Origin of the sequence: Rhizobium sp. Nf11,1 (assembly GCF_050587665.1) — a bacterium.
Lineage (GTDB): Bacteria > Pseudomonadota > Alphaproteobacteria > Rhizobiales > Rhizobiaceae > Rhizobium.
In genome coordinates, this window is record NZ_JBOBHU010000048.1 from 1 (window position 1) to 11,440 (window position 11,440).

The 11,440-nt window shown below is 60.9% G+C and carries 8 protein-coding genes and 2 pseudogenes; 5 read left to right on the forward strand and 5 right to left on the reverse strand.

The window, feature by feature from the left end:
* A pseudogene (locus ACQ7C1_RS31255) lies at positions 1-326 on the reverse strand (transporter substrate-binding domain-containing protein); the annotation flags it as partial.
* 115 nt (positions 327-441) lie between these two features.
* Positions 442-1,884 (reverse strand): annotated as a pseudogene (locus ACQ7C1_RS31260) (OB-fold nucleic acid binding domain-containing protein); the annotation flags it as partial.
* On the opposite strand from ACQ7C1_RS31260, the gene ACQ7C1_RS31265 reads away from it, so the two are divergent.
* Positions 1,881-2,246, forward strand: a complete 366-nt coding sequence (locus ACQ7C1_RS31265; RefSeq protein ID WP_430961160.1) for a 4Fe-4S cluster-binding domain-containing protein — start codon at positions 1,881-1,883, stop codon at positions 2,244-2,246. The pseudogene ACQ7C1_RS31260 and the gene ACQ7C1_RS31265 overlap by 4 nt on opposite strands.
* 78 nt (positions 2,247-2,324) lie before the next feature.
* Here ACQ7C1_RS31265 and ACQ7C1_RS31270 read toward each other — a convergent pair whose 3' ends face one another.
* Positions 2,325-3,089, reverse strand: coding sequence for an inositol monophosphatase family protein (locus tag ACQ7C1_RS31270; RefSeq protein ID WP_430961161.1), 765 nt, complete (start codon positions 3,087-3,089; stop codon positions 2,325-2,327).
* A 198-nt stretch (positions 3,090-3,287) separates the two neighbouring features.
* The gene (locus tag ACQ7C1_RS31275) at positions 3,288-3,644 is read right to left on the reverse strand and encodes a heme-binding protein (RefSeq protein WP_430961154.1); all 357 of its coding nucleotides are present in this window, start codon (positions 3,642-3,644) and stop codon (positions 3,288-3,290) included.
* Here ACQ7C1_RS31275 and ACQ7C1_RS31280 point away from each other — a divergent pair.
* Positions 3,579-4,331, forward strand: coding sequence for an IS6 family transposase (locus ACQ7C1_RS31280; RefSeq protein ID WP_430961155.1), 753 nt, complete (start codon positions 3,579-3,581; stop codon positions 4,329-4,331). The two genes, ACQ7C1_RS31275 and ACQ7C1_RS31280, sit on opposite strands and share 66 nt — an antisense overlap.
* Here ACQ7C1_RS31280 and traA read toward each other — a convergent pair.
* Positions 4,318-8,697, reverse strand: coding sequence for a Ti-type conjugative transfer relaxase TraA (gene traA, locus ACQ7C1_RS31285; RefSeq protein ID WP_430961156.1), 4,380 nt, complete (start codon positions 8,695-8,697; stop codon positions 4,318-4,320). The two genes, ACQ7C1_RS31280 and traA, sit on opposite strands and share 14 nt — an antisense overlap.
* A 222-nt stretch (positions 8,698-8,919) precedes the next feature.
* On the opposite strand from traA, the gene ACQ7C1_RS31290 reads away from it, so the two are divergent.
* Genes ACQ7C1_RS31290 through traG form a run of 3 tightly spaced genes read left to right on the forward strand, consistent with a single transcriptional unit; the run spans position 8,920 to position 11,346 of the window.
* Positions 8,920-9,207, forward strand: coding sequence for a TraC family protein (locus ACQ7C1_RS31290; RefSeq protein ID WP_430961157.1), 288 nt, complete (start codon positions 8,920-8,922; stop codon positions 9,205-9,207).
* Positions 9,197-9,430 carry a conjugal transfer protein TraD gene (locus ACQ7C1_RS31295; RefSeq protein ID WP_430961158.1) on the forward strand — a complete coding sequence of 78 codons (234 nt, stop codon included), beginning with the start codon at positions 9,197-9,199 and terminating at the stop codon, positions 9,428-9,430. Before ACQ7C1_RS31290 ends, ACQ7C1_RS31295 begins: the two co-directional genes overlap by 11 nt.
* Positions 9,427-11,346, forward strand: coding sequence for a Ti-type conjugative transfer system protein TraG (gene traG, locus ACQ7C1_RS31300; protein ID WP_430961159.1), 1,920 nt, complete (start codon positions 9,427-9,429; stop codon positions 11,344-11,346). Before ACQ7C1_RS31295 ends, traG begins: the two co-directional genes overlap by 4 nt.
* The last annotated feature ends 94 nt before the right edge of the window (positions 11,347-11,440 follow it).

The window sequence follows — 11,440 nt, forward strand, 5'->3', positions numbered from 1 at the left end:
TTCGGCGCGGCTCAGCGTATAGGCAAGATTGGCTACGGTGATGTCGACGCGGCCAAGCTTGACCTCGGGCACGCGGGCTTCGACCGAAACAGGCTTGATCTCGGCCTTGACGCCCAGTTCCTTGGCGATGGCGCCGCAGAGATCGACGTCGAAACCGGCCATTTCGCGGGTCTTCGGATCGGGCGAAGCGAAGGGGGAACGTCGGCAAAAGTCGCGCAGCGTAGCGTTTTTGCCGACATGATGCTGTCGAACTGATCGGCCTTTGCAGGCATGGCGGCGGCCAGGCCGGCGAATGCGGCGGTGAGGCTCAGGTATTTCCAGTTCATTGCTGTTCTCCTTTGTTTTTGGTGGTTGGTAACTGCGAAATCCAGGATCGGTGTCGGCTTTGGGCCGAATCCTGTCTTTCAGTGCCAGATATTATGCCGAGCTTGCCAAGCGCGTTTAGCGGAAATCTCGGGCTTTGGGGAATGGACTCGGCATAGCATCCGGCTCGGGATAAGTCCCCTTATGCCGAGTTCGGCATAACGGGATAAAGATGTCCCGCGACTTCATTCCTGGACCCGATGGCTCGCGCGAGTCTGGCCTGCCGGACGTGCCGTGAGCAAATTCATCACCTCTTCCTGTCGGCAGCCTGAATTCGAGATCGCGATCTGCCAAACCTGTCAGGCTTCCGGAAAGATCGAACAGCTGCTGGGCGACTAAGTGAACGACATCGCCCTCCCGCTGAATGCGGCCATTGATCGCCAGCATGGAGGCTCCGAGCGCAACTCGCCTCGACCGCTCAAACAGTGCGGGCCAGATCACCACATTGGCAACCCCGGTTTCGTCTTCAATGGTCATGAAAATCACGCCCTTCGCCGAGCCCGGTCGCTGGCGGACAAGAACCAGCCCGGCTGCCATCAGCCACCGACCATCGCGAGCGGACATCGCTTCTGAGCAGGTGACGATCCGGCGTTCTGCGAGTTCTCGGCGGATGAAGCTGACCGGATGCTCGCGCAATGTCAGCCCGGTATGCCCATAATCCAGGACGACGTTATGACCCTGTGTCATCTGTCGCAATTCTACCGACGGCTCCTTTTGCTCGGCAATCGTTCTTGCCTCGCGTTCGGCGGCGGCCGAAAAAAGCGGAAGAGGCTCATCTCTCAGCGCCTTGATTGCCCAAAGCGCATCTCGCCGTTCGAGCCCGAGGGACGGCAGAAAGGCATCGGCCTCGGCCAGCTCGACCAGCGATGAGGCCGGAACGGCCGACCGACGCCACATGTCATCGACGCTCTCAAAAGGCTGATCAGCCCGGGCGGCAACGATACGGGCAACGTCCGCAGTAGCCAGGCCGCGCACCATCCGCATCCCGAGGCGGACGGCGTGTCGGTCGGAGCCCTCAATGGGTTCGAGCGTGCAATCCCATCGCGACTGGTTGATGCAAACGGGACGAACCTCGACGCCATGTTCACGGCCATCCCTCACGATTTGGGCAGGCGCATAGAAACCCATCGGTTGGGAGTTCAGCAAAGCCGCACAGAAGACATCGGGAAAATGGCATTTGATATAGCTGGAGGCATAGGCGATCAGGGCAAAACTCGCCGCATGGCTTTCCGGAAAGCCGTAGGACCCAAAGCCTTCCAGCTGGCCGAAGGTGCGCTTGGCAAATTCCGGCGAATAGCCGTTCTTGATCATGCCGGAGACGAGCTTGTCCTCGAAACGCGAGACCCCGCCCGTGAATTTAAAGGTCGCCATGGATTTTCTGAGCTGGTCGGCCTCACCACCCGTGAACCCGGCGCAGACCATCGCAACTCGCATCGCCGACTCCTGGAACAGGGGAACGCCAAGCGTCTTGTGGAGGACAGCCTCCAGCTCCGGCGTCGGGCATCCGACGTTCTCGTATCCATTTTCCGGTAACAGCGCTCGGCCCAGGCCGCCGCATCGGAATTTGGTTCCAGGGATGCTCCATTCGATGTCCGGGCTGCATCTCCGCAGACACTTGGACCACTGGCAAGGGCACGACCACGCTCGAAGAGGTCGTCAATACTCTTCAGCCCTGGCTCCCTGAAGCTGAAGGGGTCACGGTGTCCGGTGGTGAGCCGTTTGATCAGCAGGAAGCCCTGCAATCACTCTTATGGAGGCGATTGAACTCCCGTTCCCCCTCGCTGTTGAATATTCAACCAGCTATTTTCGCTCCCGGTGACATAAAGGACGTTCGGCAACCGGCATTCACACAGAAATTTTGGCGATCGGCTCCGTTCTGGTGAAAATCAAGGGTCTCCGAGAATACGTCTGAATGGGAGCGCAGTCGCCGGAGCCCCGACCCCCGATGGGCGCTGGGATGTTCAGCCGGTATGGATTGCCAGCAAATCAGCATAGACTGTCTGATTGCTCGCCAGCACCGGATGGCCCTGTAGCAAAGCTTCGCCTTCAGCCGGGAAGGTTAGATGAGTTCCACCTGCCTCCCTGACGAGGCAATAGCCGGCCATGCAATCCCAGGCACGCATATGAGGCTCGTAATAGCCAACAAGCCGACCAGCGGCCACATAGGCGAGCATCAGGGCACCGGAGCCATTGCGGATAAAATTCCCACCCTTGCCAAGCACGGCGGCGACAATCGCGCCTACCCGTTCCGGGGTGACATAGGTATTGCAGCCGATGCCCGTCATCGCATTCTGCAAAGTCCTCGACGGGTCGAGGCTGAGATTCTTGCCGTTCAGGCTCGCACCCATGCCCGCTGCCGCTGCGTAGAGTTCATCAGCGCATGGAACATGGATGACGCCGATCACCGGTACACCGCGGTGCAGAACCGCAATCGACACACACCACGTCGGCATGCCATTGACGAAGGGCGCCGTTCCGTCGATCGGATCGACTACCCATGTCAATCCCGACTGCCCTTCCTGATACCCGTATTCCTCGCCGAGAAATCCGTCTGCCCCAAAAGCTTCCGCCACGCGCCTGCGGATGAACGTCTCGACGTTACGGTCGGCAATGGACACGACATCCTGCAGATCCCGCTTCGTTTCGACCACGAGCGTTTCGCGCCTGTTGAAGTAGTCGAGCGCAATGGCGCCCGCCTCCTGTGCCATCGCTTTGGCGAAAGCGATCGTGGGTGACGTAGACGGCCGTGAAGCCCAGGCGCTGCTGGAGTTGGCGGATATGGAACCGACCACCGGTGATGAAGCCAGCGTGCATTTCCAGGCTAACGTTGGCCTGTGTCTCGGAAGAACCATGGGGCAGGAACCGATTCCCCGGGGAAAGGTGCGGCTAACTTCTTCGTGCCGCATCAAGCCATCGGCGACTTTTCAGCCGCTGACGTCGCGCAGAAAAAGGTCGATTCCCGCCTGGGCGCAATCGCTGTCCTGGACGGGGGTTCCAGAACTGACCCCAATGGCGCCGACGACCTGCCCGTCGACGACGACAGGGACCCCGCCTGCCACGACCAGCAGTCGCCCGCCGATGGCCGAGTTAATGCCATAGGCCGGCTTGCCCGGTTGGCTGACTTCCCCGTAGCGGGCCTGTCGCAAATTTTCTTGATTAACGAGCTGTTGACCATCGACGATGGAAATTCCGCTCCGATGTAGCGGAGCGTAATCATGATTCTGAATGCCATTGCCGAGAAGCTGAAGCGCCAGTCGAAGGATGATTTCAAAGGGCGGCATTTCGAGGCATGGTTGATCGTGCAGGCCGTGACCTGGTATTTGCGCTACCCGCTGAGCTATCGAGATCTCGAGGAAATGTTCCTGGAGCGCGGCTTCGAGGTCGACCACAGCACGATAAACCGCTGGGTCCTTGCCTATGCACCTGTCATCGAGAAGAGGCTGCGCCAGTTTCGGCGCCCGCATTGTGGTTCGGTCCGGATCGACGAGACCTACGTTAAGATCCGGGGCAAGTGGCGTTATCTCTACCGCGCCATCGACAAGCACGGAAACCCGATCGACTTCCTGCTCACCGCAAAGCGTGACCTTGATGCCGCGAAGCGATTCTTTAGAAAGATGCTGAAGGACGAGCCGCTACTCTCGCCGGGAAAGATCGGCACCGATGGCGCCAACACCTTCCCCTCAACGATCAAGACGGCCGTCGATGACGGGCACCTGCATCCGGATCCGGTTCACTATGTTACCAAGCATCTCCAGCAAGGCATTGAGAGTGACCACTTCCGCGTGAAGAAGAACATGCCAAAGATCGGAGGCTTTCAATCCTTCAATACTGCACGCAGAACAATCGCTGGTTTCGAAGCGATGCTCTGGCTGAAGAAGGGCTTCGGCTTTGCCGGCGATTGGACCGTCAATGATCAGAACGATCTGCTGGCGCGCCTCTTCGGACTTCAAAAAGTTAACAAATCGTGACGCGCTCCCATTCAGCGGCAAACTGCGGGCCGAACCAGACTTTGCGACAAGCCCGGCCAGGAATAGCAACCGCCATGCGCCGGCGCTCGTCGATGATGGCGTGGCGCTCCGCATCGAAGATATTGGCATAGGCGCTCCGGAGAGAACGCAGCCGCGCGGCTGCCTCGGGCACGGCCTGCACGGCATCTTTGCGCTCCCGCCCGGAAGCCAGCATCTTGTCCATCAGACGATCCGAACCGCGCAACGCGCCATACGCGGCCGGGTCATTGGTCACAGCGGCAGCGATACGATCGGCAGCAAAGCCTTTGGCAAGCAGTTCCTCGATCTTGCCGACGGCTCCTGCCGGATCGCGCCAGATCGTCCTTGCCGTGTTGGCCAGTGCCGCACGCTGCTGACGGTAAAGGGGAGCGGAGAGAGTTCGCGATCGCGCCTCGTCGTCGATCGGTATCTTGAACTCGGTGACAGCGGCAAGCATGGGCAGCACGCTCACATTCTCCTTTCCTCCCCCCTTGTCTTGCTCCGGGTCCGGAACGGCACTGGCCGCCGCGACGACCTTCGAGCGGTCCTGACGTTCGGCCAGATGCTGCGCCTCGGCAAAACGTTTGACGGCTTCGAACAGGTGGGTCAGCTTCTCGCGCTCGCCGGCCATCAGATCGTTAGGCATGCGCTCGGCCATGTTGCGTTCAGCAACCGCATCCGCCTTTGCGGTGAAGGCACTCCAGCCAAAGCGCGCAGACAGCGCTTCGCTGACCGCCTTGATCTCCTGTACGACCCTGCGGTCCTTCGCGGCAAGCGCAAACGCCGTCTTATAAGCATCGTCCCCGCCCCTGTTGCGCACCGCCTCGATTTCCATGAGACGCGCCATCGCACCGTCGGAAAGTGCCGGGATCGACAATGACATATGTGCGCGACGCGCCTGCTCACGGATCTCGAACCGTTCGGCGCTCCGGCGGAACTCGGTCGCATGGGCGCGGGCCAGGGGAAGCAATTCTGTCACAGCCGCCAGGGCGACAATACGCTCCTCACGCGCCGCGCGTCCTTCGACGATGAGCTCAGAGCCGCGCAGGCGGCCAAGCCGATCGGGGCTCACGGCAAGATCGTCGGCGAGCCTGCGGGGTTCGATGCCGGCATCTGAAGCAAGCGCATTCAGGGCGACAAGTGCGCCATCCGGATCACGATAGATCTTCTCCAGCACCGGTCGCAGGAGGGTTTCCCGATCCTTCCACGCCGGGGATGACAATTGCGCCAGCCGTGCATCCTCGTTGAGGCTTCTGGCGAAGTCGCTGGTCGGCGGGATCAGATAATGGGCTTTGCCGGCGTTTGCGCCTGGCATAGGGTGGGATTCAGTTCGCTCGTCGCTATAGGAGACGCGCCGTTCCCGCTCGATCGCAAAGCCGAGCGCCATGCTTGCCCGTTCCCAGAGCTTTTCCACCTGCTCCCGCTTTGCGGCAATCCACGCAAAGCGCCGCGCGATGTCCCCCTCGATCTCGGCCGCAGCCAGCGAGAGATACTCGAACCCGCGGCGGCGGGCGAAGTCTTGCGCCTGGGCCTGGTAGCCGGCCTCGCTTTCAAAATCGAGCGTCGTGGTCTTGGCGCCGGAGCGCGACAACCGCTCGACGAGCGGCTTGAACAGATCCGGCCGATGACTTTCCCGCTTGATGCGGTCCTGGCGCGCTTCGGCGGTTTCGATCTGCCTGGCCGTCCAGACATTGCGGCCGACCTCCCGCTCCTCGTAACGCTTGTGGCCTGTCTCTTCATCGACAACGGCAATCTGGACCTTGACCCGCTCCACGCCGTCCTTGCGCAGCGTGACGGTGTCGCCTTCGGAAACACCACCTTCTTCGAGCGCCTTCGGCAGGCTCACGCCCCACAGCCGATGGACGGTTCCGTCGTCGGTCCTGATGTCGGCATAGGGGCTGTCGTCGGCATCCTCATCATCAGGCCGAAATTTGGCCTCTCCGGTTTCGACAAGCTCGCCGGTCACGCCGGCGGCATGATCGACACGCGGTTTGCGTCCCCATTCCGGTCTTGGCTCAAAATCCTCTTTGGCTGCATAAAGATCGACACGATCGCGATGCCTCGTCATCGCCACATAGGTCAGGTGTTGGTCCATCATGCCGGTCGCAAGCACCAAGGTGCGATCGACGGTGGTGCCCTGGGCTTTGTGGATCGTTGCGGCATAGCCGTGATCGACATTGCGATAGCTGTCTTCGCTGAAGACGACTTTATGGCCGTTGTCGAGACGAACCGACATCAGCGCTTCGCCGCGTTTGTCGCCGGTGGAGATGACCGTGCCGAGCATGCCGTTCTTGACGTATTGCGGACCGGAACTCCTGGCCCGCGGCTCGAGAAAGCGGGCGTTCTCCAAAAAGATGATGCGATCGCCGACGGCGAACTCCCGCGCCCCGCGTGCCGTCTGGAAGGCGCGGCTGTCGGAAAGCGCACCATCGCCGGCCATCACCTGCCGCAGCGCCTCGTTCAGCTTGCGGACATCGTCATTGGTGTGGGCAAGCACGAGCAGTTCGTCACCGCGCAGCCGACCATCCCTGCCCTCAGAAACGGATCGAACGATTGCCTCTCTGCGCGCCTGGCTCCAGTCGCCAACAATCCGCTCGATGATCTCCTGGCGTGTCTCTGCCTCGGCAAGGTGACCATGCCGGGCATAAGCGTCGAGACCTTTCTCGATCTCGCCGCGGGCAAAGAGCCGCGAGGCCTCACGCGCCCATTCTTCATGCTGGCGGCGCACGCCGGCAAGTTCGGCAAAACCGATGCGTTCGCTGATCGCCCGAAAGGCAGCACCCGCCTGGATCGGCTGCAGCTGCATGGCGTCGCCGACGAGAACGACTTTCGCGCCCGCCGCCTCGACGATGTCAAGCACACGGGCCATCTGTTGCGACGACACCATGCCGGCTTCATCGATGACGAGCACATCACTGCGATGGAGTGCATCGCGCCCATTGGCCCAGGCCAGTTCCCAGGCGGCGAGTGTTCGTGACTTGATGCCGGAACTGTCTTCCAAGCCTTCCGCCGCCTTGCCGGCAACGGCGGCACCGATCACCCGGCGCCCCTCGCTTTCCCAGGCAAGGCGGGCTGCCGCCAGCAGCGTCGACTTGCCGGCGCCGGCAAGGCCGACAACAGCCGCTATGCCGCTGCCGCCGGTGACATGGCGGATAGCATCGATCTGTTCCGCGTCGAGCCGAAAAGGATGTTTGGGATCGCCGGTCTCGACGCGCTCGATCGCCGCATCGACCTGCCGAGCCGAAACGCCGAAGCCTGCTTGCTCCGACAGAACCCGCGCCGACTGCGCCATGTCGTATTCGATGCGCAGCATGCCCCGAGTGGTGAAGACTGCCGGGTCTGTGACCTTAAGCGTTTCTCCGTCGATCTCCTGCGGCTTCAGCATCACAAGTTCATCCGACGCCATCAGCCGGGCGCGGATATTGGTGAAGTCTGCCGGATCGTCGACATATCGATGCAGCGCCTTGGCGATATCCTTCTCGTCGAAGGTGGAGCGTTCATTGCCGAGCTGCTTCAGCAAAAGCTCCGGCTCTGCCAGCAGCCGGTCAGCCATCTCCTGCCGGCGGGCGAGATCGGCCGGTGCGAAATAGAGCTCCCTCCTCTTTCGCGCCAATGCCGCCTTCTCCGGCCCGAGATGCCTTTGCGCGATACCGTCGAAACCCTGTTCGGCATAGGAACGACCGTCGAGCCGGATCTCATGACCGGCGAGCGCCAGATGCCGGTTGGCCGTTTCCGCCCAGGCGATCTTCCAGGCCTTCAAGGTTTCCTTGTCGCCTGCCCACACCCTGTAGACGATCTTGCCATTCGGTCGATCTGGCGTGACGACACGCAGCGGCTTGCCATCCTCGTCCGTCACCGGAACCTTCTTTGCTCCGAACCCCTCCTCCGTCAGAGGCCTCAGTGTCGTCATCAGGTGGATGTGAGGATTGCCGCCCTTGTTGTGATAGACCCAATCGGCAATCATCCCCTTCGAGGTGAGATTGTCGCGGACGAAGTCGCGCACCAGCGCGATGTTCTCCGCCCGCGTCAGCTCCTCCGGCAGCGCGATGATCAGCTCGCGGGCGAGCTGCCCATCGGCCCTGCTCTCGAAAGCATCGACGGCGTTCCAGAGCGCCTCGCTGGCGCCGGCGACCGAATGGCCGTCAATCGCCTTGTGCAGCCATGCCGGGATCTGCTGCGGCAGCGCCAATTCCTCATGCATCAGCTCGGATGCCCCGCCCCGATAGCTGAATGAGGTGCCGGCCTGTTCGTCCATCATCCGGGCGCGATGACGATAGGCAGCAGCCGAGACGATGCTGCGCCCCGCTCCCCTGCTGATCACCTGCGCTCTGACGAACATGATTGCCACAACCGGCTCCACACCTTCCAAGCACGTCGCGGCAGCGACGTATATTGCGCCCTCAAACCGATCGGACCGCAGGGCCGATGCCGCTTTGCGGAACACGGGGGCCTGGCGGGAACTCCGGCTGCGACGATTTCGGGGTGATGCAAAATAGACTATTTAACTATTTTATTCTAGTTAGTATAATGATGAGAAACAACGCAACGATTTTTAGGAAGGACGGACCCCATGGCCACCAGATCAACGATATTGGACCTCGATGCCCAGATCGAAAGGCTACGAGAACGCAGGAGAACTTTGATAGCCAGATCGGCCGAACGCTTCGCTCGAGCCGCAATGAAGTCTGGTCTGGCGGAACTGGAGCTCGGCGACGAGGAGATCGACCGGATCTTCGAAGAGATCGCCGCTCGATTTCGCAAGGATGAGAAGAAGGAACGTGCGACTCAGGCTCCTCAAAAGCATCGCCCGTCAGATCGTGGCGCTGGAGCGCAGGCGGAGGTTCCACATGACGGCTGACCGTAAAAGGGAAACACGCGAGAAATTTCTGCTTGGCGGCCTGGTCGTCAAAGCCGGCCTTTCGGAGACCGATCGAGCGTTCCTGCTTGGTGGACTGATCGAATTGGCGGGCGTGGTGCCGGGCTCGCCCGAACATCGGCGGCTGCGCGATATCGGCGAAGAGGCGTTCAGGGCTCCGTCGCCCAATCGGTTGTCTTCGCCCATTGCGGAGCCACGGGAATGACGTCCAAAAGAAGATTGCATCCAAGCCTGCTCTGCGTCCTGGTGCCGGTCGCCGTCACTGCGATCAGTGCCTACGTCGTCAACTGGCGATGGCCGATCCTGGCGCATGGCCTGTCTGGCAGGACCGAATACTGGTTCCTGCGCGCAGCGCCTGCGCCCGCGCTTTTGTTCGGGCCGCTGGCTGGGTTATTGACGGTTTGGGCGCTGCCCTTGCACCGGCGAAGACCGGTGGCAATGACAAGCCTTGCCTGCTTTCTGCTCGTGGTCAGCTTCTACACGCTGCGTGAATACAGTCGCCTCGCCCCCGCCGTAAAAGCCGGCGCCGTTTCATGGAACCGGGCGCTGTCGTATCTGGATTTCGTTGCTGTCATGGGCGCGGTCATGGGGTTCATGGCGGTGGCAGTCGCCGCCCGGATCTCCGTCGTCGTGCCTGAGGGCGTCAAAAGAGTGAAGGGCGGAGCCTTCGGCGATGCCGATTGGCTTTCGATGTCGGCAGCGGCAAAGCTCTTTCCGCCGAATGGCGAGATCATCGTCGGTGAGCGCTACCGCGTTGACAAGGATATCGTCCATCAGTTGCCGTTCGACCCGAACGATCACCGCACCTGGGGACAAGGGGGCAAGGCGCCGCTTCTCACCTACGACCAGGACTTCGATTCCACCCACATGCTGTTTTTCGCAGGATCGGGAGGGTACAAAACGACGAGCAATGTCCTGCCGACCGCGCTGCGGTATACAGGTCCTCTCATCTGCCTTGATCCCTCCACCGAAGTCGCGCCGATGGTGACCGAACACCGCACGCAAGTACTTGGGCGTGAGGTCATGGTGCTCGACCCAAACAACCCGATCAACGGATTCAATGTCCTCGATGGCATTGAGCACTCTCGGCGCAAAGAGGAAGATATCGTCGGCGTTGCTCATATGCTTCTCTCCGAAAGCCAGCGCTTCGAATCTTCGACGGGCTCCTACTTTCAGAACCAGGCGCACAACCTTCTGACTGGTCTGCTCGCCCATGTCATGCTGTCGCCGGAATATGCCGGCCGACGAAATCTGCGCAGTCTGCGCCAGATCGTTTCCGAGCCGGAGCCGTCGGTGCTTGCGATGCTGTGCGACATCCAGGCACATTCCAAATCTACCTTTATCCGGGAAACGCTCGGCGTCTTCACCAACATGACCGAACAGACCTTTTCCGGCGTCTATTCGACGGCCTCGAAGGATACGCAATGGCTCTCACTGGACAGTTATGCCGCTCTCGTCTGCGGCAATGCCTTCAGGCCGAGCGATGTCGTTAGTGGCAAGAAAGACGTGTTCCTCAACATACCGGCGTCTATCCTGCGCTCTTATCCCGGCATCGCGCGCGTCATCATCGGCTCTCTGGTCAACGCCATGGTCCAGGCCGATGGCAACTTCAGCCGCCGAGCGCTCTTCATTCTGGATGAAGTCGACCTGCTCGGCTATATGAGGGTGCTGGAAGAGGCGCGCGATCGCGGTCGCAAATACGGCATCAGCATGATGCTGCTTTACCAGTCTGTCGGACAGTTGGAGCGGCACTTCGGAAAAGACGGCGCCACCTCGTGGATCGACGGCTGCGCCTTCGCCTCCTATGCGGCAATCAAGGCCCTCGATACGGCGCGCAATGTCTCGGCCCAATGCGGGGAGATGACCGTCGAAGTGCAGGGGCGCTCCCGCAACCTTGGCTGGGATGTAAAAGGCGGTGGCCCGCGCAAATCCGAGAGCATCAATTTCCAGCGCCGACCGCTAATATTGCCCCATGAGATCACCCAGGGGATGCGCAAGGATGAACAGATCATCATAGTACAGGGCCACAATCCGATCCGCTGCGGTCGGGCGATCTATTTCCGGCGCAAGGAGATGGATGGGGCGGCGAAGGCGAACCGTTTCGTCAAACCGATGCGGTAAGGACAAAACTACGGAGTCGGGTAGCAACTGCCACCAGACTCCCAGCTGCTGATCTCTTAGAGCCTGCTGCTTTCATACGGAAGCATATCCTGAA

Coding starts and splice junctions, on each gene's coding strand:
- ACQ7C1_RS31275 (WP_430961154.1), bottom strand. CDS start 3,644: ATGCCGCCCTTTGAAATCATCCTTCGACTGGCGCTTCAGCTTCTCGGC.
- traG (WP_430961159.1), top strand. CDS start 9,427: ATGACGTCCAAAAGAAGATTGCATCCAAGCCTGCTCTGCGTCCTGGTG.
- ACQ7C1_RS31295 (WP_430961158.1), top strand. CDS start 9,197: ATGACGGCTGACCGTAAAAGGGAAACACGCGAGAAATTTCTGCTTGGC.
- ACQ7C1_RS31280 (WP_430961155.1), top strand. CDS start 3,579: ATGATTCTGAATGCCATTGCCGAGAAGCTGAAGCGCCAGTCGAAGGAT.
- ACQ7C1_RS31290 (WP_430961157.1), top strand. CDS start 8,920: ATGGCCACCAGATCAACGATATTGGACCTCGATGCCCAGATCGAAAGG.